The following is a 25,969-nucleotide window of genomic DNA, read 5'->3' on the forward strand; positions in this document are numbered from 1 at the left end:
CGCATACCATCGATTCGCTCGACTCTTTCAGGGCTGCATCGCGGCGGCGGCATGGGCGGTATGGGCGGTATGGGTTTCTAAGCTCTGCGCCTCTCACCAATCTCAAAGGGCGGCGGCAATGCCGCCCCCTTTTTTGGAACGGAGCCGGTCGGAAAAGGTTTGGGGCTTGGTCATCGGTGGTTCCTTCGCAGGTTGTGCCAGCAACCCAACCTTACCGAAGAACATCAATGACCGCCGCTACGCCGCTCGCTCGCTACAGCGCCGCGATCCTCGCCTTCGGCCTTGTCTACATGCATCCTTTTTTCGGGGACGGTAACGGCCGCATTCACTGCAACCTGATCCACCACGTGCTTGCCGTGCGCCGCTTCAACCCGCCGGGAGTGGTGTTTCCTATCTCGGCCGCGATACTGGACTCATGCCAACGACACGATTTATGCCGCTATTTCTACGCTTCCAACCTGAAGCGTGTCTGGCGTGTGGCGCCACCTCTTTGACGGGCAGCCCCAACACGTCGGCGACATATCCGAGCGCTAGCATATCACCCTCCATTCGATTGCATCTAATTTGAATCCGAACTTCGATACTTTCAATTAAATGCCAATCCTGGTCTAAATGACTGCATTCTCCAGTTAACTGTCATGAGACATATAATAGATTAAAAACATTTTCTGATTGAGTGAGTTCATATTATATTAATATTATGTAGCAAAATATAAACCGTCATAATTATTCATGAACTGGTTGTTTCAAACGCATGAAAAGCAATTAACCCCTTTCTGATTCTGATGCTGACAATGGAGTGGGACAACAGAAGCAGGCGCGATCTCATCTGAGTGGCATGAGATGATGGGCGAGAGATGATGACACTGAATGAGCCGGGGGAGCTTACGGTGTCAATTTCTATGTCTGCGCCTATGTCTGATGACAGAGGTTTCCATGTTCTTGAGGCGGCTCCGAACCGGGACCGACGATGACGTCGGCACCGTCGACATGATCCGGCAGACCGGCAAGTCCAAGAGCTGCTTATGGCGTTGGCAGAGCGCCCCAATTCCTCAATGCGGGTAACAATCCGCTGCATTGCGGCCGGATATCCGGAACGAATCGGCTCATCATCAGCGCCGTGCGGGAACGCGTTCCGCTTGGCAGCCTTGCGGGCCGTCGCCTCGTGCGCTTTCAGCTCGGCGCAGCGGGCGTCCGAAATCCTCATGCGCTTTTCATTGCGAGCCACGCGAAAGTGCTCGCGGTCACTCCGCCTAAAAAATTCGCTCTAACGAGCAGCCCTGATCAGCCTCTCAGCAAGACTTGTCTTTCGAGCGATGATTTCTGATCCTTCATAGGAAAGATGGCCGCTGTCCCGGTAGAGGAATTTGCCATCGATCTCGGTTCTGCATTTTGTGTCGTCGCAGAGAAAGTCGTGGTAAGAGACAACCTCTACGTCAGCTTTCAAAGCCACCTGGTTCAAGAGCTCAAGAGTGCGGGATCGCATCCGGCGGTAATCGGTGACATAAATTTCGCAGTCACTGTGCCGCCCGAGCATAAGATTTCCCCTCACCTTTCGCTCAAGGCAATCGCCGATATCGAAGCTTGCGACTGGCGGGGGAGCAACTACGACCACTCGCCTGCCCAAAGCGCGAACGGCGTCGACGAGGGACTTGATACCCTCAACGGCTCCATCTACCGAAGTTTCAACTTCCGTGAATGTCCCGTCACGCCTCTTAAGCAGCATGAAGTCTTTTGAATCAGGGGCGTCAAATGGGCTCGAAATGACAACGGTCCTTATCCCCGGCCGATTTTTCAGGATACCCAAAATACTGTCATTGAAGCGAATACAGTCCTCGGCGAAGGAGGGAGACGCTGCGCGCTTGGAGAAGGCAGCAACGCCGATGGCGGGGAAGCACCCGCTCATTGTGAGCTGAGCCAGGCCGGCCTCTCCGATCGTTTTGGCCAAGCCGGGAACCAGTGCCATGGCAAATGAATCGCCCCAAACCAGCATTTCGGGCCTGCCGGTCGTCTGACAGGCCTCGGGAATGCCCTGAGGAGGCGATCCAGATGTGAGATCACATGCCCTTCCCAGGCCGTAATTGATCCGTCGGCTCTCGGAAAAGCCAACCCTACTTTCGGCTGCGCCAATGTCGACTGGCCGCGCGAAGCCGAGAAGAACCGTTGCGGCAACGAGTCCTGAGGCCATCCGTCCACGAGATGCGACGAATCCCTGCCGGAACGGCTTTTCCACGAAACGGTGAAGAACTAAGCTGGCTACAACTGAGAAGGCAACTGCCGCGTAGATCGCAAGCGCGGGAGGCTCTGCCAGCCAAGCAGCCCGCACATATACAAGCACCGGCCAATGGACCAGATAGAGCGAGTACGAGATATCCCCGATCCTTGCCATGCTTCGAACCGCCACATTATCCCTGCTGGGCGACAGCAGGAGGATCAGGGTTGCCAAGCAAACCAAAGCGGCATCCACGATCGGGTTCTGCGAACTAAGTCCAATGGGAATAAGGAGGATAAGCACGAGCGCCGGGAGGCGCAGCGCCGCACACTTGGCCGCCACGCGAGCGCTGGCGGGAAGCAATGCCCCGAGCGAACCAATCGCTATTTCCCAAAAGCGGGTCGGCAAAAGATAAAATGCAGCGTATGGGTGACGAATGGCTACGTAGAGACACAGTGCCAGGCTGGCAACCAGGAGCAAACTAACCGCTGTGAGCCGCCATCTCTTGGGAGCCAAGGCCAAGAAAGCAGGAAGCAGCAGATAACACTGTTCTTCGACAGCGAGCGACCAGAAATGCAGGAGAGGCTTCGTTTCGGCGGATTCGCCGAAATAGTCCGCCTGAGACCAGAGAACGATGTTGCCGGTGAATGTGAGCGCCCCGAGGACCTGACTTCGGAAGTCCCGCAGGCCCACATCCGACAGGAAAAAGGGGGCAGCGATCGTCGTGAGCGCAATGACCACATAGGCCGCGGGCAACAGGCGCTTCGCACGACGATAATAGAATTCCCAATAGCTGAACCGTGACTGCTCAAGCTGGGTCGCGATGAGGCCGGTGATCAGAAAGCCCGAAATTACGAAGAAAATATCAACGCCGAGATAACCAAACGGCGCGATTTGGGTATGATAAAGGACAACCAGCAGGACAGATAGACCCCGCAAGGCCTGGACATCGGCTCGAAAGTCTCGCGGCATAGAAGACCTGATGAAATTCCCGGTTTAATTGGATGAACTGAGGCCTCGCACCAACGATGTTAAAATGGTGCCCTTCTAGATCATCCGCTGGATCGAATTCGGCCGATATGCCGCACTCGCCCATAACATAAGTAAGAAAGTTGCCGGCAGAAGGTGTCGGCGTACTTGCTTTCGGTCAATTGTTGTTCTTCTAATGGAGCATGCCCGCTAATTCGTAAAATCGATTGGTTGAATGCCATACATCCAGCCTATGGATCTCTTGCACACACTCTGATAGCATTCGATTCGGCGAGGTTGCCGACTGCTTGCCGTCACGTAAGTTTTTGCCGTCCCACAAAACGTCGAGCCAAAGGCGCCCGCCACGCGCGTTCGCCATAAGGCTTCATCACGCTGCATCTGGCTTCAAGTTCGAATCCACGGCTTTGAAGTAGGCGCGGTAGTTGCGCGCCGCGACACTGGCGTCGCCGATCTGCCGTCGCGTACTGTCGATCCGCACGAGTGCGGTCTCGACTTCGGCGACCGCGTCCAGCACAGCTGACTTGTAGGCGGCCACCGCCACCTTATATGCGGCTGCCGCGCTGCCCACTGCCGCCCGGCGCGAGCCACCGTCAAAGAGCGGGATCGAGATGGCCGGGCCGAAGGACCAGGGCAGAGAGGTTCCCATCAGCGATGAACTGTCGATCGTGACCGAGCCGCCGAGGCTGAGGCTCGGATAGAGATCGGCTTTTTGCCGCGCCGATCTCGGCGAGCGATGCAGCGACCTCGAGTTCAAGGGCGTCGATGTCGGGGCGCTGCCGTAAGGCGTCGGCAGGCACGGCGGACAGCTTGAGGATCCTCGGCGCGGTAACCCTTGCCTGCCCATCGCCAGAATATCGCGGACGTGAGGCCCGTCACCGCCAGTAAGTCGGGCGAGTGACTTGACGAGAACCTCGCACTCGACGTCAGCCCGACCAATCATGAGGCGATCATTTCCTGCGACGCCGAACACCGCCTGCGGAATCGATCGCGACCAGCGCTGAAGCCGATCCGCTCCGCAAGAGCAAGTACCTCAACAATCGGATCAGGACCATCGGCGCATCAAGCGCCGCACTCGGTCGATGCTCGGCTTCAAGTCGATGGCGAGTGCCGATGCCGTCCTTTCCGGCATCGAGATGGTTCACATGATGCGTAACGGCAGGCGAGGTTCGCCATAATCCACGTCCCTCGATCGCCGAGCAGTTCGAAATCCTTGCAGCATGATCTTCGGCGCGAAAGCGTCTCGTTGTAACCAGAAGCACGATTTGCGACAGAACCCTCCCGAGTAACCCCCATTTGCTATACAGCCGCAAAGACTAAGGGCGGGCCGCCAATCACACCACGGTCATAGCGTCTAGGCAGCGGTCTTGATCTCGGCCATGACGCCGACGATGTCGTTCACCACCGTCTCGACCAGCTTCTGGTCGTCGCCCTCGGCCATAACCCGAATCAGGGGCTCGGTGCCGGAAGGCCGGATCACCAGGCGGCCGGACTTGCCGAGCCGGTTGCGGGCATCCTCGATCGCGGCCTTGACGGGTGCCGTCTCCAGGGGCTCGCCGCTGGAAAAGCGCACATTCTTCAGGAGCTGCGGCACCGGCTCGAACTTTTTGCAGATCTCGCTGACCGGCTTGTTCTGGCGCTTGATGCAGGCCAGCACCTGCAGCGCCGAGACCAGCCCGTCGCCGGTGGTGGAGAAATCAGACAGCACGATATGGCCGGACTGCTCGCCGCCGACATTCAGCCCATGCGCGCGCATGTGCTCGACCACGTAACGGTCGCCGACCTGGGTTCGGTGAAATTGCAGGCCGGCTTCACCGAGGAAGCGTTCGAGGCCAAGATTGGACATGACGGTGGCGACGACGCCGCCGCCTGCCAGGCGGCCGCTGTGATGCCAGGATTCGGCGATCAGCGCCATGATCTGGTCGCCGTCGACGACAGCGCCGTTCTCGTCGACGATGACCATGCGGTCGGCGTCGCCATCGAGCGCTATGCCGATGTCGGCGCGCACTTCATGAACCTTCTTGGAGAGGCCCACCGGGTGCGTCGAACCGCATTCCTCGTTGATGTTGAAGCCGTTCGGCTCGTTGTTGATGGTGATGACCTCGGCGCCGAGTTCCCAAAGCGCTGCCGGCGCCACCTTGTAGGCGGCGCCGTTGGCGCAATCGACCACGATGCGCAGGCCCGCCAGCGACATGGACCGCGGCAGAGTGCGCTTGGCGAATTCGATATAGCGGTCGTGCACGCCGTCCACGCGCTTGGCGCGCCCGAGCCCATCCGCGTCGGCCAGCGAAATGTCGACATCCTGGTCGAGCAGCGCCTCGATGCGCATCTCGATCTCGTCCGACAGCTTGTAGCCGTCGGGGCCGAACAGCTTGATGCCGTTATCGTAATAGGGGTTGTGCGAGGCCGAGATCATCACGCCGATATCGGCGCGCAGCGACCGCGCCAGCATGGCGACCGCCGGCGTCGGAATCGGCCCGAGCAGGAACACATCCATGCCGGCGGCACAGAAGCCCGCGACCAGCGCGTTCTCGATCATATAGCCCGACAGCCGCGTATCCTTGCCGAGCACGACGCGATGGCGATGGTGGCCGCGCTGGAACGACAGGCCGGCAGCCATGCCGACCTTCATCGCAACCTCGGCGGTCATCGGAAATTTGTTGGCCCCTCCCCGGATCCCGTCCGTTCCGAAATATCGTCTCGTCATCTTACTCGACGTGCCCATATATGATTCACCCAAGTGTCGCCTCGTGGACATTCCCACAGGCAGCCAGTGTCCGAGTGACTGGCCGCTTGCCACTCCGCATCTTCTTTGCAGGATACCATGATTGTCAGGACGAAAGGTGTCCTTAGCTCACAATCTGGGGTGAGGACAAGAGCTGTACAAAATCTTGCGCTAAGCCCGAACGGATCGTGAAACTCATGCGGCTCGCCGGGTTGGGGTCGGTAGCCTAAGGGTTCGAAAGCCTTCGGGCATCTGATGCTCGGTGTCCCAGGTGGAGATGCCTGTCAGGTTGATATGTTACCAACTCAGCGGCGAGATATACTTCAACAGCGTATCTGGAATGTTTCGCCCTCCTCGTTTCAACTGTGTGGCCCGCGCGGTCGAGATAGACCGTGTTCCAGTGTACGATCGCGCTGACGACGAGGTTGAGCCCGGATGCGCGGAAGGCCTGGCTCTCGAACGAACGATCGCGAATTTCGCCTCGCTCATGGAAGAACACGGCGCGCTTGAGCTTGTGTGCTGCTTCGCCCTTGTTGAGGCCGGCTTGGCAGCGTGCCGGGCTTGAGTACCATTCAATCATGAATATGGATCGCTCGATCCTGCCCCGCAGCGCCCTTGCGAGTTGGCTTTCCTTCTGCAGTTAATGAGGGTCTTCCTCAATTTGTGTGGTTCAACCGCTGTTAGCGACGCCACTCTCTATCTTTCCCTGACATGCTGACCTTCCAACCTGCTTAGCGCTAGCGCGCTACCCCCGACAGCTTACCGAGCTGTAGCATCTGCCTCTTGAAGCGCCTGCGAACCGTCGCCAGCGCATCTGTGTCCATTCCCAGGGTCTTCCTCAATTTGTGTGGTTCATCCGCTGTTAGCGACGCTATCGCTATGGGCGGGCATGCGAACGAAATCGAAATGGTCGCCCGACCCAGGGGGCAGAATTCTGGGTGTCGCGCTCACTGATGATCACAGTTGGGTTGTTTCCGCTGCCGGACCAGCGATCGGCATTTGCCCCGATTGTGGCCGGCGAAGCCGAAGTCGGCATGGCTGGTCCAACCGCAGCCTTCAGGATCTGCCGGTCCAGGGCAAGCCCGTGACGGTGAAGCTCCTGCTGAGCCGCTGGCGATGTGCACATCAGAAATGTGGGCGACAAACGTTCACTGATCGACTCCCGACGGTTGCTTCCCCTTATGCGCGCAGGACGACGAGGGTCGTGGAGATTGTCGGCTTGCTCGGGCATAGCACGGGTGGACGTCCTGGCGAACGCCTCATGCAACGGCTCGGCATGCCGGTCAGTGACGACACCATCCTGCGGCAACTGAAGCGGGATGCCGCGTTTACTCACCGCGCCTCCGAGATTCGGGTGGTTGGCATCGATGACTGGAGCTGGCGGCGAGCGACGCGATACGGCACTATCATGGTTGATCTCGAGCGCCACTCGGACGTCGACATTCTCGATGATCGGAGTGTCGATAGCGCAGCCAGGTGGCTGCGGAATCATCCCTGCGTCGAGGTATCGTCAGCCGAGACCGCTGCGGCCTGTATGCGCAGGCCGTCCGTGAAGGCGCACCGCAGGCTCACCAGGTGGCCGACCGGTTTCATCTGGTCCAGAATCTTCGTACGGCAATCGAGGAACAGATGAGCCTTAGTGGACGTGCTTCAGGAAGATCCATCCTGTCCGAGGACGCTATTGTCGACGCTGCGACACATCGCCGGCGTGCCTGTCTCGCGCATAGGCAGTCTCGCCAGGAGATATTCGAGATGCTACGCCTTACGCCAGGAGGGTCTATCCTACAGCGCGATCGCCCGACGGACCGGCGATGAGCGTCGCAGCGTAGCGAAGTGGCTCAAATTCAAGGCTCCGCCAGATAGGCGGCGAGCAGCATTGAACCCCACATCACCATGGTGCTTTGAAACGTTCATTGCCCAATGCTGGAAGGAAGGGAACCGCTGCGGACGGCATCTTTTTCATGATGTCAAGCAGCGCGGCTACACGGCAGCTTCTCCAATCTGGAGCGACTGCTGGCAGCTTGGCGGCGGGCCGAAAAGAGTGCGCGCCGATGATGTTCCTTCGATCGCGATCAGCTTGGGACCCGTTCGAGATCCGGATACCGGCCACGCGATTTCGCCAGTTGTTGCCGCGGCGCTGTGCATAAAGCCAAGAGGCCTGCTGACGCCTCGACAAGCAAGGAAAGTCGACGCCCTGAAGCAGGGATCTGACGCATTCGCCGAGATGCGACGCCTGGCAATGCGCTTCAACGGTATCCTTCTGAGCAAGAGGTCGGAAACACTGGACCCCTGGATCGACGATGCAATCGACTCCGACATCATTCCGATCATGCGATTCGCCCGTGTTTTGCGCAGAGACTCGATGCCGTCAACAACGCCATTGAGCTGCCCTGGAGCAATGGACAGGCCGAAGGTCAGATCAACCGCCTCAAGACCATCAAGCGCGCAATGTACGGCAGGCTCCGAACCGGCTGGACCGACGATGACGTCGGCACCGTCGACATGATCCGGCAGACCGGCAAGTCCAAGAGCTGCATATGGCGTTGGCAGAGCGCTTCGCCGCCGAAGGCTTCAAGGGCTGTTGCGACAAGACGCGGCCCTCGCGGTATTGCGGCTCTCGGGCCCCGAAGCCCTGCCGAGCGCGGTTCTGATACGCCGTGAGAGGAATTGGATGACGGGCCAGAATTGTGAAATATATTGCGGCATTATGTAATTTTAGAAATCCCAGTAACAAATAAAGTTAACATTCTTTTCACTTGAATTTTCGGCCTTATTGTTAAATTAATTAGGGCGACCGAACCAGTCAAGCTCAAGCTGGTTAGTCGAAATCCAATTTTACTGGTGCTTTTTGAGAGATTAGACTCTACGAATTTTGCGCGAAGCTGCAAATGATTTTGTAGCTTTACTACATAATGGTTCTTTATGGAGTTGTTTGCATGCGCGTAGAAAATGGTCATTGCGATGTGATCGGTGTGTCGGTCGCTCCCACGCAACTTAATAGTCTGTCTGCTGCGATTCTGCAGCAGGGGGGGATGGCGCGAGTGTCGCTGCCAGGCAATGTGGTGACCTGGGCGGCAGGCCGTCACCAGACGCTCAGGCGGATGTTTTCCGACCAGCGTTTCAACAGGGACTGGCGACAGTGGCGGGCGCTGAAGGACGGCGAGATTCCCGAGGATCATCCGCTGATCGGGATGTGTAAAGTGGACAACATGGTCACGGCGCCTGGCACCGATCACCGGCGCTTGCGCGGCCTGCTGTCCAGGAGCTTCGCGCCAAGTCGTATCGCCTTGCTGGCGCCACGGATCGAACAATGCGTCGATCGACTCCTGGCCGAGATGGCGCAGCGCGGCGGCAGTGACGATCTGATGTGCGAGTTCGCCGTTCCGCTGCCCACCAACGTGATCGCCCAACTGTTCGGTTTGCCGGACGAACAGCGCGAGGAGATCGTCGCGCTCACCTACAGCCGGGCCAACACCTCCGCCACAGCCGCAGAGGTGCGACAGACGCGGCACCGCATCCCGGATTTCTTCCGTCGCCTGATCGCGCTCAAGCGGGGCCAGCTCGGCGACGATCTGGATTCGGCCCTGATCGTCGCGCGCGACCACGGCGAGCTCGTTTCCGACACCGAGCTCATCGACATGCTATTTATGGTGCTCTCCGCAGGCTTCGTGACCACCACCGGCGTCATCGGGCAATGGCGTGCTGGCATTGCTGACGCATCCGCAGCAACTGCACCTGGTGCGCAGCGGCTAAGTTCCGTGGTCACAGGCGATCGAGGAGATCCTGCGCTGGGGCAGCGCAGTGGCCAATCTGCCGTTCCGCTATGCCACCCAGGACGTGGAGATCGACGGATGCATGGTCCGCCGCGGCGACGCCGTCCTGATGGCGTTCCATGCGGCGAACCGGGACGAAAAGGCCTTCGGTCCCGGCGCCGACAGGTTCGATGTCACCCGGCGGCACAACCCGCACCTGTCGTTCGGCGAGGGGCCGCATTCCTGCCTGGGCGCTGAGCTGGCGCGCCTGGAATTGCGCTGCGCCTTCCCCGCGCTGTTCCGGCGGCTGGAGGATCTGGCGTTGAGCATCGGCGCGGAGGACGTCGTCTACATGCCGTCTTACGTCATTCTCTGCCCGCAGCGCCTGCCGGTCACCTTCCGCCCTCCATCGCTTAAAGAGTGAGGTGCCACCATGTCCGAACGACCCTTGCCGACGCTGCCGATGTGGCGCGTCGATCACATCGAGCCCTCGCCCGAGATGTTGGCGCTATGCGCCAATGGTCCGATCCACCGCGTGCGGTTCCCGTCCGGGCACGAAGGCTGGTGGGTGACAGGCTACGACGAGGCCAAGGTGGTGCTGTCCGACGCGGCATTCCGGCCCGCGGGAATGCCGCCGGCGGCATCCACCCCGGATTCGGTGATTCTCGGTTCGCCGGGGTGGCTGGTCTCGCACGAGGGGGGCGAGCATGCCCGGTTACGCACGATCGTGGCGCCGGCCTTCAGCAACCGCAGGGTGAAGCTGCTCGCGCAGCAGGTCGAGGCGATCGCCGCGCAGTTGTTCGAGACGCTGGCGGCCCAGCCCCAACCCGCCGACCTGCGGCGCCACCTCTCCTTTCCGCTTCCAGCCATGGTCATCAGCGCGCTGATGGGCGTGCTCTACGAGGATCACGGCTTTTTCGCCGGGCTGTCCGACGAGGTGATGACGCACCAGCATGAAAGCGGCCCGCGCACCGCGTCGCGCCTGGCCTGGGAAGAACTGCGCGCCTACATTCGCGGCAAGATGCGGGACAAGCGCCAGGATCCGGGCGACAACCTGCTGACGGATCTGCTCGCAGCAGTCGACCAAGGCAAGGCAACCGAGGAAGAGGCGATCGGCCTGGCAGCGGGCATACTGGTGGCGGGGCACGAGAGCACTGTCGCGCAGATCGAATTCGGCCTGCTGGCTATGTTCCGCCATCCGCAACAGCGCGAACGCCTGGTCGGCGAACCGTCCCTGGTGGACAAGGCGGTGGAGGAAATCCTGCGCATGTACCCGCCGGGCGCGGGCTGGGACGGCATCATGCGCTATCCGAGGACCGACGTGACCATCGCGGGCGTGCATATTCCTGCGGAGAGCAAGGTGCTGGTCGGCCTGCCGGCGACGTCGTTCGATCCGCGCCATTTCGACGACCCGGAAATCTTCGACGTCGGACGCGACGAAAACCCGCACCTGGCGTTCTCCTACGGGCCGCACAACTGTACCGGAGCGGCGCTGGCCAGGCTGGAACTCAAGGTGGTGTTCGGTTCGATCTTCCAGCGCTTTCCCGCGCTACGCCTAGCCGTGTCGCCCGAAGAACTGAAGTTGCGCAAGGAGATCATCACTGGCGGGTTCGAGGAGTTGCCGGTGCTCTGGTGACGCGCGGACGCCGCCGGGATCGGGATCTTCTGCGCAATTTGCCGGCGCGCCTGGGTGCGCACCGGTCAGATCAGCCAGCCAACAGGTAACCAGGATGGACGTGCAAGAAACCACAGCAGCATGCCGGGACGCCTTCGCCGAACTGGCGTCGCCAGCGTGCATCCACGACCCGTATCCGTTCATGCGGTGGTTGCGCGAGCACGATCCGGTGCATCGCGCGGCGTCGGGCCTCTTTCTGTTGAGCCGCCACGTCGACATTTACTGGGCGCTCAAGGCCACGGGCGATGCGTTTCGGGGACCGGCGCCGGGCGAACTGGCGCGCTATTTCCCGCGTGCGGCGACCAGCCTGTCGCTCAACCTGCTGGCGTCCACGCTAGCGATGAAGGACCCCCCGACGCATACGCGTCTGCGCCGGCTGATCTCGCGCGATTTCACCATGCGCCAGATCGACAACCTGCGGCCGAGTATCGCGCGCATCGTCGCAGCGCGCCTGGACGGCATGGCGCCCGCGCTGGAGCGCGGGGAGGCGGTGGACCTGCATCGGGAATTCGCGCTGGCCTTGCCCATGCTGGTCTTCGCCGAACTGTTCGGCATGCCCCAGGACGACGTGTTCGGGCTCGCCGCCGGCATCGGCACCATTCTGGAAGGCCTGAGTCCGCACGCCAGCGATCCCCAGCTCGCCGCCTCGGACGAGGCCAGCGCCAAGGTGCAGGCCTATTTCGGCGACCTCATACAGCGCAGGCGCACCGATCCCCGCCACGACATCGTGTCGATGCTGGTCGGCGCACACGACGACGATACCGACACGCTGTCGGATGCGGAGTTGATCAGCATGCTGTGGGGCATGCTGCTGGGCGGCTTCGCCACCACTGCTGCGACCATCGACCATGCGGTCCTGGCGATGCTGGCGCATCCCGAACAGCGGCACTGGCTGGAGGGAGACGCCGTGGGGGTGAAGGCATTCGTCGAAGAAGTCCTGCGCTGCGAGGCGCCCGCCATGTTCAGCTCCATTCCGCGTATCGCCGTGCGCGACATCGAACTGGGCGGCGTGGTGATCCCGAAGGACGCGGATGTGCGCGTGCTGATCGCGGCCGGCAATCGCGACCCGGACGCCTTCGCCGATCCCGACCGCTTCGATCCCGCGCGGTTCTACGGCACCAGTCCTGGCATGTCGACCGACGGGAAGATCATGCTGAGCTTCGGCCACGGCATCCACTTCTGCCTCGGTGCGCAACTGGCCCGGGTGCAGTTGGCCGAGAGCCTGCCGCGGATCCAGGCGCGCTTCCCCACGCTGGCATTGGCCGAGCAGCCGACCCGGGAGCCCTCCGCGTTCCTTAGGACATTCCGCGCGCTGCCGGTGCGGCTGCATGCGCAGGGTGGGGCTGAGATGCGCGTCGTGGTCGACCAGGATCTGTGCGGAACCACCGGGCAGTGCGTGCTGACGCTGCCGGGCACCTTTCGCCAGCGCGAACCGGACGGCGTGGCTGAAGTGTGCGTGGCGACGGTCCCGCAGGCGCTGCACGCCGCCGCGCGGCTCGCGGCGAGCCAGTGCCCGGTCGCCGCCATTCGGGTCATCGAAAGCAACTCTGGCGATGACGAGCGCGCCAGCGCCGACCCTGCGCCTTCTCCGGCGGAGGCCTAGCGGCATGCCGCGAAAGACCAACGCAATCAGGAGGACACGATGGGACGGTTTGAAGGCAAGGTGGCCGTGGTGACCGGCGCCGGCGCCGGCATCGGCAAGGCATGCGCCCTCGCCATCGCGCGCGAGGGCGGCAGAGTGGTGGTGGCCGACATTGATGGCTCGGCGGCCATCGCCTGCACCGCGCAGATCGCGGCCGAAGCGGGCCACGCGCTGGCCCTGGCCATGGACATTGCCGATGCGCAGGCGGTAGCAGCGCTGTTCGAGACGGCGGAGCGGCACTTCGGTGGGGTCGACCTGCTGGTGAACAACGCGAGCGCCATGCATCTGACCCCGCGCGACCACGCGATCCTCGACCTGGACCTGGCGGTCTGGGATCAGACCATGGCGACCAATTTGCGCGGCACGCTGCTCTGCTGCCGGCAGGCGATCCCACGGATGATCGCCCGCGGCGGTGGCGCGATCGTCAACATGTCGTCGTGCCAGGGGCTCAGCGGTGACACCGCGCAGACGTCCTACGCCGCGTCGAAGGCGGCGATGAACATGCTGTCGGCCTCGCTCGCGACCCAGTACGGTCATGCGCAGATCCGCTGCAACGCGGTTGCGCCGGGTCTCATCATGACCGAGCGTCTCCTCGCCAAGCTGGACGAGTGCATGCAACAGCATCTGCGCCGGCACCAGCTCCTGCCGCGCGTCGGCCGCCCGGAGGACGTGGCCGCGCTGGTGGCGTTCCTGCTCTCCGCCGATGCTGCGTTCATCACCGGCCAGGTCGTGTGCATCGACGGCGGCATGCTGGCGCATGTGCCGACATACGCCGACGGTGGCAACAGCCGCGCCGCGCGGCCTGCCGGCGACATCGCCGAAGCGGCCGCGGCGCCGCGCTGCTGATGAACATGCTGCTCAACCCGCTGGACCGTCGGCACCGGCTGCGGTACGACATCCCGGTCGTGCCCGGCGCTTTCCCCCTCGTCGGGCATCTTCCCGCCATCGTCTGCGACCTGCCGTGCCTGCTGCGGCGCGCGGAACGGACGCTGGGCAGCCACTTCTGGCTGGATTTCGGCCCGGCCGGCCACCTGATGACCTGCGTGGATCCGGATGCGTTCGCACTGCTCCGGCACAAGGACGTGTCCTCGGCGCTGATGGAAGAGATCGCGCCCGAATTGCTTCGCGGAACGTTGGTCGCCCAGGACGGCGGCGAGCACCGGCAGGCGCGCGATGCGATCAAGGCGGCGTTCCTGCCCAAGGGGTTGACCCAGGCCGGCATCGGCGACCTGTTCGCGCCCATCATCCTGGCGCGGGTGCAGGCGTGGCGCGACCGCGGCGACGTGACCATCCTGCGCGAAACCGGCGATCTGACGCTCAAGCTCATCTTCAACCTCATGGGAATCCCCGCGAACGACCTGCCGGGTTGGCATCGCAAGTACCGGCAACTGCTGCAGTTGATCGTCGCGCCTCCGATTGACCTGCCCGGACTGCCCTTGCGGCGCGGCCGCGCCGCCCGCGACTGGATCGACGCGCAGTTGCGCCAGTTCGTCCGCGACGCGCGCGCGCATGCCGCGCGAACCGGGTTGATCAACGACATGGTGAGCGCCTTCGATCGCAGCGATGATGCGCTCTCCGATGACGTCCTGGTCGCCAATATCCGCTTGCTGCTGCTTGGCGGTCACGACACCACCGCCTCGACGATGGCCTGGATGGTGATCGAGCTGGCGCGGCAGCCTGTGCTGTGGGACGCCCTGGTTGAGGAGGCGCAACGCGTGGGCGCGGTGCCGACCCGACACGCGGACCTGGCGCAGTGTCCGGTCGCCGAGGCGCTGTTCCGCGAGACGCTGCGCGTGCATCCGGCGACTACGCTCCTGCCGCGTCGCGCGCTGCAGGAATTGCAACTCGGCCAACGGCGCATTCCCGCGGGCACCCATCTGTGCATCCCGCTGCTGCATTTCTCGACCTCGGCGCTGCTCCACGAGGCGCCTGATCAGTTCCGCCTGACGCGGTGGCTGCAACGCACGGAGCCGATCCGGCCGGTGGACATGCTGCAGTTCGGTACCGGGCCACACGTCTGCATCGGCTACCACCTGGTATGGCTGGAACTGGTGCAGTTCTCCATCGCCTTGGCGCTGACCATGCACAAGGCCGGGGTGCGGCCGCGGTTGCTGAGCGGCGTCGAAAAAGGCCGGCGCTATTACCCGACCGCACATCCGTCCATGACAATCCGCATCGGATTCTCATGAGCTGGCATCGCATGCCCCGTGTGCGAGGAAGCGGCGCCGGCGACGCGCGGCATTGCTGCACTCGGCGCGCTCGCTCGGTGCGACGCCGTCAACACCGCGGCGGCTCGCCGCTCGCCGTTGCGGTCTCCTGGCAGGTACAAGGACATGAACAACATGCAGACCGGTTCCACGCTACACGACGACCGAACTGGCGTTTCCGCGTTCGGCGGATTGGGCGCGCAGGCGCGCGGCGCATCCGGCGGGCAACTGCCGGAGATCTGGATGCAGGACGGCGTAAAGCGGGTCGAACAGGCGCTGGCGCGTCTCCTCTGCGCCGAAGACGACGGTGAGACCGAGCTGATGGCGGCGATGCGCTACGCCACCTTGCATGGCGGAAAGCGCACCCGCGCCTTGCTCTGTCTGGCTGCCGGCGCACTGGCCGACACGCCGGCGCACATGCTCGACGACGTCGGCGCCGCCATCGAGATGATGCACGCCTGTACCCTGGTCCACGACGACCTGCCCGCGATGGACGACGACGTGCTTCGCCGCGGCTTTCCGACCGTGCACGTCAAGTTCGGCGAAGCCACTGCGATCCTGGTCGGCGATGCGCTGCAGGCGCACGCCTTCCTGACCCTGGCGAGCCTGGATGCACCGGGCCACAACCGTATCGCGCTCGTGCGCGAACTGGCGCAGGCGGTGTCCGCCGAGGGTGCCGCAGGCGGACAGGCCATGGATCTATCGCTGGTCGGAAAGCACGTCGAGCTGGACAGGATCGTGGCGATGCACCGGATGAAGAGCGGAGCGCTAGTGCGCGCGTCCGTTCGCATGGGTGCGCTAGGCGCCATCTCGGAGGATGCCGCGCACGCTGCGCTGTACTGTGCGCTCGATCGCTACAGCGCCTGTTTCGGCCTGGCGTTGCAGGTAGTCGACGACATTCTCGACGCGACAGCGGATACCGCGACGCTGGGCAAGACGCCCGGCAAGGACGCGGCGGCGCAGAAGCCGACCTGCGCGTCGATCATGGGGCTGCAGGCAGCGCGCCAGTTCGCGCTGGATCTGTTGCGCGACGCCGGGGAGGCCATCGCCCCGCTGGGTCCGCGTGCGGAACGATTGGCGCAGATGCTGCAGCGGGCCAATGCGTATCTGTTCAAGCACGCGCCCTGCGCATGAGCGCGCGCGTCCGCATGGAGCCGCCCCTGTGCCGCTGCGATCGGCTGGCGGCAGCGGTGCATGCTGCACTGTGTTCCAAGTCGGCGGCGCCGATCGCAGCGGTTGCCCAGCACGGCCGCGGCGCACGCGGCGCGCTGCGCGAGCAAGCCTATGCGGCGGACCGGCGCCGGCTTCGGGGCGCATCGCCGCGCCGGAGCAGGGCGGCCGTCCGGCGCTGCCCGTGTGCCGGGCCGCGACGGGCCTGCGGCGACGTGCGCGGCGTCTGCCCTATCCTGGTTCTCGTCAACCGTGTGCAGAAGGAATATCCCGCGTGAACGCGCTGTCCGAACAGATCCTTTCCGAATTGCGCCACCTGCTGAGCGAGATGAGCGACGGCGGCAGCGTCGGTCCGTCCGTCTACGACACGGCGCGAGCTCTGCAGTTCTACGGCAACGTCACCGGTCGGCAGGACGCATACTCGTGGCTCCTCGCGCAGCAACAGGCCGATGGCGGATGGGGAAGCGCGGACTTCCCGCTGTTCCGCCATGCGCCCACGTGGGCGGCGTTGCTGGCATTGCAGCGTGCCGATCCTTTTCCCGGCGCTGCCGATGCAGTCCAGGCTGCAACCCGGTTCCTCGAGCGCCAGCCCGATCCCTACGCGCATGCGGTGCCGGAAGACGCGCCGATCGGCGCGGAGCTGATCCTGCCGCAGTTGTGCGGCGAGGCCGCATCCTTGCTGGGCGGCGTGGCGTTTCCGCGCCACCCGGCGCTGTTGCCGTTGCGGCAAGCGTGCCTGGTCAGGCTGGGGGCGGTGGCGACGTTGCCGAGCGGCCATCCGTTGCAGCACTCCTGGGAAGCCTGGGGAACGTCGCCGACCACCGCATGCCCCGATGACGACGGCAGCGTCGGCATCAGTCCGGCGGCCACTGCCGCGTGGCGTGCGAACGCCGTGACACAGGGGAGCACGCCTCAGGTCGGGCGCGCCGACGCGTATCTGCAGGCGGCATCGCGGGCGACGCGCAGCGGCATCGAAGGTGTCGTGCCCAACGTCTGGCCGATCAATGTGTTCGAGCCATGCTGGTCGCTGTACACCCTGCATCTGGCCGGGCTGTTCGCGCATCCCGCGCTCGCCGAGGCGGTGCGCGTGATCGTCGCGCAGCTCGACGTCCGCCTGGGCGTGCGCGGTCTGGGCCCTGCCTTGCAGTTCGCGGCCGATGCGGACGACACCGCCGTTGCGTTGTGCGTCCTGCGCCTTGCGGGCCGCGACCCGGCGGTCGATGCGTTGCGCCATTTCGAAATCGGCGAGCTGTTCGTCACCTTCCCCGGCGAACGCAATGCCTCGGTGTCGACCAACATCCATGCCCTGCATGCGTTGCGACTGTTGGGAAAGCCCGCCGCCGGCACCAGCGCCTACGTCGAGGCCAATCGCAACCCGCACGGTCTATGGGACAACGAAAAATGGCACGTTTCGTGGCTGTATCCCACCGCGCATGCGGTCGCTGCGCTAGCGCAAGGCAACCCCCAGTGGCGCGACGAGCGCGCGCTGGCGGCGCTGCTGCAGGCGCAGCGCGACGACGGCGGCTGGGGCGCCGGTCGCGTGTCCACATTCGAGGAAACGGCCTATGCGCTGTTCGCGTTGCACGTGATGGATGGGAGCGAAGAGCCGACAGGGCGCCGGCGCATCGCGCAGGCGGTGGCGCGTGCGCTGGAGTGGATGCTCGCCCGACATGCGGCGCACGCACTGCCGCAGACGCCGCTGTGGATCGGCAAGGAACTGTATTGCCCCACCCGGGTCGTGCGCGTGGCCGAACTTGCCGGGTTGTTGCTGGCGCTTCGTTGGGGGCGGCGCGTCCTGGCCGAGGGACCAGGAGCGGCGCCATGATCCAGACCGAACGCGCGCTGCAGCAGGTGCTGGAGTGGGGGCGTTCCCTGACCGGGTTCGCCGACGAGCATGCCGTGGAAGCGGTCAGGGGCGGCCAGTACATCCTGCAGCGTATCGAACCGAGCCTGCGCGACACCAGCGCCCGCACCGGCCGCGATCCGCAGGACGAAACGCTGATCGTGGCGTTCTATCGCGAACTGGCGCTGCTGTTCTGGCTCGACGATTGCAACGACCTTGGCCTGATCGCGCCGGAGCAGCTCGCCGCGGTGGAGCAGGCGCTGGGGCAGGGCGTACCGTGCGCGCTCCCCGGATTCGAGGGCTGCGCTGTGCTGCGCGCTTCGCTGGCCGCGCTGGCCTACGATCGTCGCGACTATGCTCAGCTTCTCGACGATACCCAGTGCTACTGCGCGGCGCTGCACGCCGGACACGCGCAGGCGGCAGGGGCGGAACGCTGGTCCTACGCCGAGTATCTGCACAACGGCATCGATTCGATCGCCTACGCTAACGTGTTCTGTTGCCTGTCGTTGCTGTGGGGGCTGGACATGGCGAACTTGCGCGCGCGTCCGGCGTTTCGCCAGGTCCTGCGGCTCATCTCCGCGATAGGGCGCTTGCAGAACGATCTGCATGGACGCGACAAGGACAGGTCGGCCGGCGAGGCCGACAATGCCGCGATCCTGCTGCTGCAGCGCTATCCGGCTATACCTGTGGTGGAGTTCCTCAACGACGAGCTGGCCGGCCATACGCGCATGCTGCACCGGGTGATGGCGCAAGAACGCCTTCCCGCGCCATGGGGACGGTTGATCGAGGCCATGGCGGCCATCCGCGCGCAGTACTACCAGACCTCGACCAGCCGCTACCACAGCGACGCTGCGGGGGGAGGCCAGCGTGCGCCGGCCTGAGCGCGCGGGAGACGGCGGCGTGTGCGCGCTGCCGTCGGTCCGATCCGAAGCAACGCCGTCGCCCGATGCGACGGATGGAGCGAGCATGAGCGACACCGCCCTGAGCCGGCGCAAGGACGACCATCTGGACATCGTGCTGGATCGGCGAACGGCGCCGGCCACGGTCGCCACCGGCTGGGAGTACATCCGTTTCGAACACTGCGCATTGCCCGAGTTGGACTTGACGCAGATCGACCTGCGCGCATCGCTGCTGGGCAAGACCATGCCCGCGCCGCTGCTGATCAGCTCCATGACCGGCGGCATGCCACGCGCCGAGGCCGTCAACCGGCATCTGAGCGAGGCAGCGCAAGCCTTGGGGATCGCCATGTGCGTCGGTTCGCAGCGCGTGAGCCTGCAATCCCGCAACTCCCAGGGGCTGACGCGCACGCTACGCCGCCTGGCCCCAGACATTCCCTTGCTGGCCAATATCGGCGCCGCGCAACTTCGCGAGGCCGACGGCCTGGACCTGGCGCGCCGGGCGGTGGATGCGCTGGAGGCCGATGGACTCATCGTCCATCTCAATCCGCTGCAGGAAGCGGTACAGCCGGAGGGCGACCGCGACTGGCGCGGCGTCCTGGCGCAGATCGCTCGCGCCGCGCGCAGCGTGGGCGTGCCGATCGTGGCCAAGGAAGTGGGGGCGGGCCTGTCCGCCTCGGTGGCCTGTGCGCTCGTCGAGGCGGGCGTGGCGGTGATCGATGTCGCCGGCGCCGGCGGCACCAGTTGGGCCGCGGTGGAGGGCGAGCGCGCCCGCGATGCCGCCGACCGTGCAGTGGCGATGGCGTTCGCCGATTGGGGGATTCCGACCCCGGCCAGCGTGCAGGCAGTACGTCGGGCGCTGCCAACGGTGAAGCTAATCGCGTCGGGCGGGATCCGCGACGGCGTCGACGTGGCCAAGGCTATCCACCTGGGCGCGGACATCGCCGGGCAGGCGGCCGGCGTGCTGCGCGCGGCGACGGTGTCCACCGAGGCGGTTGTCGCGCATTTCGAGATCGTCATCCGCCAGTTGGCCGTCGCCTGCTTCTGCACCGGCTCGGCTGATCTGGCAGCGTTGCGTCAGGCGCGCTTGTTGCCCTCGGCGCATCTGCCCGCCGGTTGACCCCGGCGTCGCCCGCACGTGGCGGCGGGCGCCTAGCAGGCTGCTGAAATGCCTACGCCAAACATAGACTAACTGATCCACCTTGGCGAAGCGGTTCGATGCGCGGGAGCGATGTGTTCATGGAGCAGCTGTTCACGATGAAGCGGCTGGAGGATTTCGTTCCAGCCGACCATCCACTGTGCCCGATCCGGCTGATGGTCAATGAAGCGCTGGTGCGGCTAGACCAGACGCGAGGAATGACAGAAACTCTCCGTAGCACTTCGACAGGTTCAGGCCATTGAAGCTCGTTATTGAGTACCAACCAGGCGGTGCCGAAATTGATTGCAGATATGGTGGCCGGAGTTGATGTTCGAGCACCAGGCCATGGTATGGGGTGCCACCGGTCGCCGCGAGCAGCACGGTCTTGCCCGTCAGCGCACGTATCGACGAGATCGAACAGGTGTTTGAGGGCACCGGTGTAGGATGCTCGATAAACAGGCGTTCCAACCACGAGCAGATCGGCCTTCTCGACGCGCTGGATGATCCCTTCTCCGGATGCACCGAGTGCGTCGCGGGATAGCCCCGGCGAAAAGCGAGGGTGTCGCCTCGGTAATCTCGATCAGACCGGTGTCCGCCGGCACGCGCAACGCGACCGCCTTGACAGCGCGTTCACCACCGCGGTGGTGCGGGTTGCCGTGTTTACGCCGCCCGATATTCCGAGAACCGACGTCCCTGGGAAAGACGGGCTGTTAGCCGCGTGGCAAAGGGGCAAGCTTCGAAGCGCCACGCAGATTCGCGCGACGAGCTATTTCGTACCGACCGGCTCGGTGACATAATCGTCGGCGCCGAGTTCGAGGCCCGAGACGATACCAGCCTCGTCGGTGCGGCAGGAGAGGATGAACATCGGAATATCGAAGCCCGCTCTGGCGCCATTTTCGGTTTTGTGGGCTTGAACGTGCGTTCTGGGACCGCCGATCAGTTAACGATCGTCGCCTCCGTTGCGTTGCGCAGTTCGCTTTCGGTTACGCCATTGGCGACCTCCACCAGCCTCAGGCCTCCTTCAACGACATCTAAAACGCCAAGGTTCGTGATGATTCTGTTGACAACCGATTTGCCGGTCAGTGGCAGAGTGCACGCCTTCAACACTTTAGACTTCCCCGGCTTGTTGGTGTGGTCCATGACCACGACGACGCGCTTGACGCCGGCGACCAGATCCATTGCTCCACCCATGCCCTTCACCAGCTTCCCGGGGATCATCCAATTCGCTAAGTCACCGTTCTCGGCTACTTCCATGGCGCCGAGGATAGCCATGGCGATCTTGCCGCCGCGGATCATTGCAAAGCTCTGCGCCGAGTCGAAGAAGGCGGAATCTGGCAGTGCGGTCACCGTTTGTTTGCCGGCATTGATAAGATCGGCGTCGATCTCCTCCTCGGTCGGGAATGGACCAATACCAAGCAGGCCGTTCTCCGACTGCAGCGTTACATGGATGCCGTCCGGAATGTAATTGGCGACCAACGTGGGAATGCCGATGCCGAGATTGACGTAAGTGCCGTCTTCAAGTTCTCGTGCAGCCCGCGCCGCCATTTGGTTTCTGTCCCAGGCCATTTTTTCTCTCCCCTCAAGCCGCCGCACGCGTCGTGCGTTGTTCGATCCGTTTCTCATGCTCGCCCTGGACCAGGCGATGCACGTAGATTCCCGGCAGGTGGATCTGATCGGGATCGAGGCCGCCAACAGGAACGATCTCCTCGACCTCCGCGACGCAGATGTTGCCGCAGGTCGCCGCGGGAGGATTGAAGTTGCGAGTTGTCTTGCGGAATACGAGATTGCCGGACGTGTCAGCCTTCCAGGCCTTGACTATCGAGAGATCCGCGACGATGCCAGTCTCGAGCAAATACGTTTCGCCTTTGAAGGTCTTATGCTCCTTGCCGTCGGCTACAACCGTGCCGACACCTGTCTTCGTGTAGAACCCTGCGATACCGGCACCACCGGCACGCATTCGTTCGGCGAGCGTTCCCTGCGGGTTGAACTCAAGCTCCAGCTCTTCGCTCAGATACTGGCGCATAAGCTCGGCGTTCTCGCCGACATAAGACGAGATCATCTTCTTGACTTGCCTCCTCCTCAACAGGACACCAAGCCCGAAGTCGTCGACGCCGCAGTTGTTCGAGGCTATCGTAAGGTCCTTGGTACCAGCTTGCAGAACAGCGCTGATCAAAAGCTCGGGAATACCACAGAGGCCAAAGCCGCCAGCCGCTATGCACATTCCATCGAACAAAAGCCCTTCAAGTGCCGAAGCAGGGCTGCTAAATACTTTTTGCACGTCATCACTCCGATCCAGCTTTACCAGATGGGCTCATCGTCATCGCAACAGTCGTCGCACGGCCAACCCGTCCGCGAACGGCACATGGAAAACTTTCCGCAACGGCCTGATGCTGCTTCGAGAGAGCCACTTTCTTTGTTGCCCGACCTACATGCTGGTCGTTTTCTGATCACCTTGACTTCGGGTTCACGCCGCCTGCGGCTCCGCCAGATAGTCGTGAACAATTGTCCCGAGGCCGAGTGTCAGATCCGCGATGAAATGGGCGGCTGAAACGACCTCCAGAACCGGCAGTTCTGCAATCGGCGCGAGTGCATGCGACCGTAAGTCCAAGCCTGCGGGAGCACCCCATGCGCCCTTCAATGTCACGTCCTCCATCTTAAGGCGTACCAACTCGCAGACGCGCAGGCTGCCATCGACATGCGGAATAATCTTCAGGAGGAATGTCGGCTGACACAGCGAGGCCAGCACCTCGCTGTGGTCGAGCGCCCAATGTTTAAAGCCCATGGTGCCTGTTGCGATCCGGACCGGGCCGTAGTCGAGGGTGCCGACCAGTGTGTCTCCATAGAGCTCCAACGCAGGATGTGCGTATTTCTTCGGGAATCCCCACAACTCACGGCCACCCAAAATTGGCGGTCCGTCGTCCAAATACATGGCATGCGAATAGCCGCCGATCACGTCGTTAAACCTAACGGGAATGACCTGGCCGGACTCAATATAGCTCCCGAAACCCGCAGAGTCGGGCATTCGAATGAACTCAAACTTTACCAAGGGATCATCGAATTCGAGTGGCTGAGGGACTAGGGCGCGTAGCCGGTCGGGGTCCGTCCGGTAGGTGATGATAAGGTACTCGCGGTCCACGAAGCGATATGGCCCCGTCGGGTAGGCGGGGCTTGTCAGCGGCATCGAATAGGCTTGGGCACGCACATCTTTGGATTTCAAGGCTTCTACCTCCCCGGTGAGCGGTGCATCCCGGATAAGGATGCTTCACTGCTAAGATCTGCATGAACCTCGCAAGGAGCATGCCAAGCCGGTAATCCCTTGATTGATTGATATCTTTTCAGGTTTGCTACAACGGCCGCTCAGCTATTAGGTCTTGAGATGTCCTTTTTTGTAATCATCCTGCCATTGCGCCATCGGCGACACAGGCATCGCCTAGGGCTTGTGTATATGCGCGAGTTTACCGAGGCTTCGAAATAAGCACCGACCGGCTCGGGCACCTCTGGGCACCATTCCTGTCCCCCTGCAGATTTATCCCGTTCCACGGGGGCGCATCAATTCAGTTGAGCGAATTACAAACGGTTCGACGCAAACAAGCATTCACTGGCGGTGCGGAGTCACCAGCTAGGAGTCGCTGATCAAGGCCATTCCCCCCGGCACACTGCAGGTAGTGCAAGTCGGGTGACTTGAAACGAAACGGCGCCCGATGTCGATCAGGGATGGGGCGGGGAGCGCACTACCTGCCGGGCTGGCTTATCCTGACGCTCGCCTTGGTACGAGACCTGGCGCAGGAGATTGTCTTCCGTCCAGGTGAGATAGGTGACCTCGACCACCACTTCAGGCCTGACCCAATGCTCGCGCGACAGCTTAAGCGGCGAGCCGAACCGGCTCTCGCGCGGCGGTGGGACGTCGAGGGGCATTCGAGTTGCCTGAAGTGGCCCAAGCCGGCGAGCCAATCGCTTGAGCTCTGCAACCGTGATGGCCGTGCCGGCGCGGCCCGCGTACATCAGACGACCATCATCGGTGTAGTAGCCTAGAAGCAGCGAGCCGATATGCGGCCGGCTTCCAGTCGGATCGGTCCAGCCGACGACGATGAATTCCTCTCTGTTGAGACACTTTGACTTGACCCATAGGCCGCGATTGCCGGATGCATAGGCGCTATCGATCCGCTTTGAGATAGCGCCCTCGAGTGCAAGCCTACAGGCGTGCTTGCGGAACACAGGCCCGTCGCCGATCACGTGATCGCTGAAGCGCAGTCCAGGCATGTCGGTCGAAAACAGGCCTTCGAGTCGCGCCTTGCGGTCGATGAGCGGCAGCTTCGCAATGCTTTCTCCGTTCAGGAACAGAAGATCGAAAGCAAAGAAGACAAGATCGCTCGTGCGGCCCTCGTCCATAGCGGCCTGCAGGCGGCTGAAGGAGGTGACGCCGTCTGCCCGAATGGCGCACAGCTCCCCATCGACATATGCCTCTTTCACCGGGAGCGCGCTTAGGGCCGCTATCGTCGCTTGATAGCGATGCGACCAATCGAGGCCGGTGCGGGTGAGCAAGCGGATGTCGCTGCCGTCGATCCGCGCGTGCATGCGGTATCCGTCGTACTTGATTTCGTGAAGCCAATCGGGGCCGTTGGGCGGTTCGTCGACCAGGCGCGTCAGCTGAGGCTCGATCCATTTCGGCGGATGCGTTTTATTCGGCTTTGCCGGACTCACCGTCTTCTGCGCCAATTGAGATGAAGCGTCGTCATGCGGGCCAGACTACCACATCATACGGTATATCAGCTGCAGCTTCTATCGGATCGCGGGTCTTCACCTTGATGCCGTCGATGAGCCGGCAACTATGCCGATTAAGCTGCCTGAACCACGGGACTTTTTGATAAGAACGGCCGCTGGCTCGGCATAGTATTCTGCCCTCCTTGCAACAACGCAAATGAGAGCAAAATGACCAACACCATAAATCTCTAAGCCATCAGCTATTGCAACGATTGGTGGGTGGATCTTTCGTGACAATGTCGATGCTTACACCCAGGAAACGCCTTCGCAAATGCGATAGGTAATTTGTGCATTGCAATATCTGGGCGATCGATATGATCATGTTGTCGGCCATCTACTCCTCCCAGATGCGATGCCGGCGCTGAGTGCGGCGCACCTCCTCCCGCGCTGCATTTCAAATCGAGCCCACTGCCACTTCCCGGCAGTGGGCTTTTCTTTTGATGAGCGGCAATTTGGCCCTTGGCCAACGTATTGGCTTCTAGGCGAGGCGAATGCTCCGGACTTCCAGGCCTTTCTTGCCGTGCCCGCATTCGACAAACACTTTCTGTCCCTCCACCAGCACGCTGAGCCCTGAGCGGTTCAACGCGGTGGCATGAACGAAAACGTCCTTCTCACCGTTATCGGGAGCAATGAAGCCGAAGCCTTTTTCGGGATTGTACCACTTGACCGTGCCCTCGCTCTCCAACTGCGCACCACCCTTACCGGCGATGGACCCCTCGGCAAGGTGCGCATCTGCCGGCGTTTTCACGATCTGATCGCTGATCTCCAGCACGTGCACGACCTGACGACCTCTTGGACTTTCTTCAACCGCGACCTTGAGACGTGTCCCTTCGGCAACAGCGCGGCTTCCGGCAGCCTCCAACACTCGGATGTGGAGATAAGCCTCCGTGCCATCGGACAGTTTGACGAAGCCGAAACCCTTGCTGGTATTGAACCAGATCACCTCGGCATCGACAGGCTC

Annotated in this window: 20 protein-coding genes and 5 pseudogenes; 14 read left to right on the forward strand and 11 right to left on the reverse strand. The window is 62.7% G+C overall.

The window, feature by feature from the left end; all coding sequences use genetic code 11:
• Positions 1-227 precede the first annotated feature (227 nt).
• Positions 228-494, forward strand: coding sequence for a hypothetical protein (locus AC0L3H_RS06330; protein WP_473497995.1), 267 nt, complete (start codon positions 228-230; stop codon positions 492-494).
• Positions 495-1,267: 773 nt separating this feature from the next.
• On the opposite strand, the gene AC0L3H_RS06335 is transcribed toward AC0L3H_RS06330, so the two are convergent.
• Positions 1,268-3,184 (reverse strand): acyltransferase family protein, encoded by a 1,917-nt coding sequence (locus AC0L3H_RS06335; protein ID WP_473584875.1) that lies wholly within the window; start codon positions 3,182-3,184, stop codon positions 1,268-1,270.
• Positions 3,185-3,569: 385 nt separating this feature from the next.
• The gene (locus tag AC0L3H_RS06340) at positions 3,570-4,142 is read right to left on the reverse strand and encodes a TolC family protein (protein WP_473585048.1); all 573 of its coding nucleotides are present in this window, start codon (positions 4,140-4,142) and stop codon (positions 3,570-3,572) included.
• Between AC0L3H_RS06340 and AC0L3H_RS06345 the strand changes: the two are divergent.
• Positions 4,122-4,423 (forward strand): annotated as a pseudogene (locus AC0L3H_RS06345) (DDE-type integrase/transposase/recombinase); the annotation flags it as partial. The gene AC0L3H_RS06340 and the pseudogene AC0L3H_RS06345 overlap by 21 nt on opposite strands.
• 130 nt (positions 4,424-4,553) lie before the next feature.
• On the opposite strand, the gene glmM reads toward AC0L3H_RS06345, so the two are convergent.
• Together glmM and AC0L3H_RS06355 are read right to left on the reverse strand one after the other, a co-directional pair.
• The gene (gene glmM, locus AC0L3H_RS06350) at positions 4,554-5,906 is read right to left on the reverse strand and encodes a phosphoglucosamine mutase (protein ID WP_473584876.1); all 1,353 of its coding nucleotides are present in this window, start codon (positions 5,904-5,906) and stop codon (positions 4,554-4,556) included.
• A 213-nt stretch (positions 5,907-6,119) separates the two neighbouring features.
• Positions 6,120-6,558, reverse strand: a pseudogene (locus tag AC0L3H_RS06355) (Tn3 family transposase); the annotation flags it as partial.
• Between the two features lie 255 nt (positions 6,559-6,813).
• On the opposite strand from AC0L3H_RS06355, the pseudogene AC0L3H_RS06360 reads away from it, so the two are divergent.
• Positions 6,814-8,384: pseudogene (locus AC0L3H_RS06360) on the forward strand (ISL3 family transposase); the annotation flags it as partial.
• A 245-nt stretch (positions 8,385-8,629) separates the two neighbouring features.
• On the opposite strand, the gene AC0L3H_RS06365 reads toward AC0L3H_RS06360, so the two are convergent.
• Positions 8,630-9,529 (reverse strand): hypothetical protein, encoded by a 900-nt coding sequence (locus tag AC0L3H_RS06365; protein ID WP_473584877.1) that lies wholly within the window; start codon positions 9,527-9,529, stop codon positions 8,630-8,632.
• A 196-nt stretch (positions 9,530-9,725) separates the two neighbouring features.
• Here AC0L3H_RS06365 and AC0L3H_RS06370 point away from each other — a divergent pair, with 196 nt between their 5' ends.
• The 11 genes and pseudogenes from AC0L3H_RS06370 to AC0L3H_RS06420 form a co-directional block, all read left to right on the forward strand.
• Positions 9,726-10,100, forward strand: a complete 375-nt coding sequence (locus tag AC0L3H_RS06370) for a cytochrome P450 (protein ID WP_473584878.1) — start codon at positions 9,726-9,728, stop codon at positions 10,098-10,100.
• Positions 10,101-10,109: 9 nt separating this feature from the next.
• Complete coding sequence (locus AC0L3H_RS06375; protein ID WP_473584879.1) at positions 10,110-11,312, forward strand: cytochrome P450; 1,203 nt, start codon at positions 10,110-10,112, stop codon at positions 11,310-11,312.
• Between the two features lie 94 nt (positions 11,313-11,406).
• Positions 11,407-12,954, forward strand: a complete 1,548-nt coding sequence (locus AC0L3H_RS06380; RefSeq protein WP_473584880.1) for a cytochrome P450 — start codon at positions 11,407-11,409, stop codon at positions 12,952-12,954.
• Positions 12,955-12,993: 39 nt separating this feature from the next.
• Positions 12,994-13,839: an SDR family oxidoreductase gene (locus AC0L3H_RS06385; RefSeq protein ID WP_473495419.1), complete on the forward strand. Its 846-nt coding sequence runs from the start codon at positions 12,994-12,996 to the stop codon at positions 13,837-13,839.
• Positions 13,839-15,182: a cytochrome P450 gene (locus AC0L3H_RS06390; protein ID WP_473584881.1), complete on the forward strand. Its 1,344-nt coding sequence runs from the start codon at positions 13,839-13,841 to the stop codon at positions 15,180-15,182. Before AC0L3H_RS06385 ends, AC0L3H_RS06390 begins: the two co-directional genes overlap by 1 nt.
• Before the next feature lie 153 nt (positions 15,183-15,335).
• On the forward strand, positions 15,336-16,334 hold the full coding sequence (locus AC0L3H_RS06395) for a polyprenyl synthetase family protein (RefSeq protein ID WP_473495432.1): 999 nt from the start codon (positions 15,336-15,338) through the stop codon (positions 16,332-16,334).
• Positions 16,335-16,348: 14 nt separating this feature from the next.
• Positions 16,349-16,648 (forward strand): hypothetical protein, encoded by a 300-nt coding sequence (locus AC0L3H_RS06400; RefSeq protein ID WP_473495421.1) that lies wholly within the window; start codon positions 16,349-16,351, stop codon positions 16,646-16,648.
• Complete coding sequence (locus AC0L3H_RS06405; RefSeq protein ID WP_473584882.1) at positions 16,645-18,195, forward strand: hypothetical protein; 1,551 nt, start codon at positions 16,645-16,647, stop codon at positions 18,193-18,195. The genes AC0L3H_RS06400 and AC0L3H_RS06405 overlap by 4 nt, the downstream gene beginning before the upstream one ends.
• Entirely contained in the window at positions 18,192-19,094 is a 903-nt protein-coding gene (locus AC0L3H_RS06410) for a terpene synthase family protein (protein WP_473584883.1), read from the forward strand. Before AC0L3H_RS06405 ends, AC0L3H_RS06410 begins: the two co-directional genes overlap by 4 nt.
• A gap of 85 nt (positions 19,095-19,179) precedes the next feature.
• A complete protein-coding gene (gene fni, locus AC0L3H_RS06415) occupies positions 19,180-20,229 on the forward strand; it encodes a type 2 isopentenyl-diphosphate Delta-isomerase (protein ID WP_473584884.1) in 1,050 nt (349 codons plus the stop codon).
• A 98-nt stretch (positions 20,230-20,327) separates the two neighbouring features.
• A pseudogene (locus AC0L3H_RS06420) lies at positions 20,328-20,456 on the forward strand (IS5/IS1182 family transposase); the annotation flags it as partial.
• Between the two features lie 560 nt (positions 20,457-21,016).
• Here the strand turns inward: AC0L3H_RS06420 and AC0L3H_RS06425 are convergent.
• From AC0L3H_RS06425 to AC0L3H_RS06450, 6 genes and pseudogenes are all read right to left on the reverse strand, one after another.
• Positions 21,017-21,146 (reverse strand): annotated as a pseudogene (locus AC0L3H_RS06425) (response regulator); the annotation flags it as partial.
• A 37-nt stretch (positions 21,147-21,183) separates the two neighbouring features.
• Complete coding sequence (locus AC0L3H_RS06430; RefSeq protein ID WP_473584885.1) at positions 21,184-21,813, reverse strand: 3-oxoacid CoA-transferase subunit B; 630 nt, start codon at positions 21,811-21,813, stop codon at positions 21,184-21,186.
• Positions 21,814-21,826: 13 nt separating this feature from the next.
• Positions 21,827-22,525, reverse strand: a complete 699-nt coding sequence (locus AC0L3H_RS06435; RefSeq protein ID WP_473584886.1) for a CoA transferase subunit A — start codon at positions 22,523-22,525, stop codon at positions 21,827-21,829.
• 186 nt (positions 22,526-22,711) lie between these two features.
• Positions 22,712-23,464 (reverse strand): acetoacetate decarboxylase, encoded by a 753-nt coding sequence (locus AC0L3H_RS06440; protein ID WP_473584887.1) that lies wholly within the window; start codon positions 23,462-23,464, stop codon positions 22,712-22,714.
• 491 nt (positions 23,465-23,955) lie between these two features.
• The gene (gene ligD / locus AC0L3H_RS06445) at positions 23,956-24,963 is read right to left on the reverse strand and encodes a non-homologous end-joining DNA ligase (protein ID WP_473584888.1); all 1,008 of its coding nucleotides are present in this window, start codon (positions 24,961-24,963) and stop codon (positions 23,956-23,958) included.
• A gap of 523 nt (positions 24,964-25,486) precedes the next feature.
• Complete coding sequence (locus AC0L3H_RS06450; protein ID WP_473584889.1) at positions 25,487-25,951, reverse strand: cold-shock protein; 465 nt, start codon at positions 25,949-25,951, stop codon at positions 25,487-25,489.
• Between the last annotated feature and the right edge of the window lie 18 nt (positions 25,952-25,969).

This window comes from Mesorhizobium sp. WSM4816 (assembly GCF_055811535.1).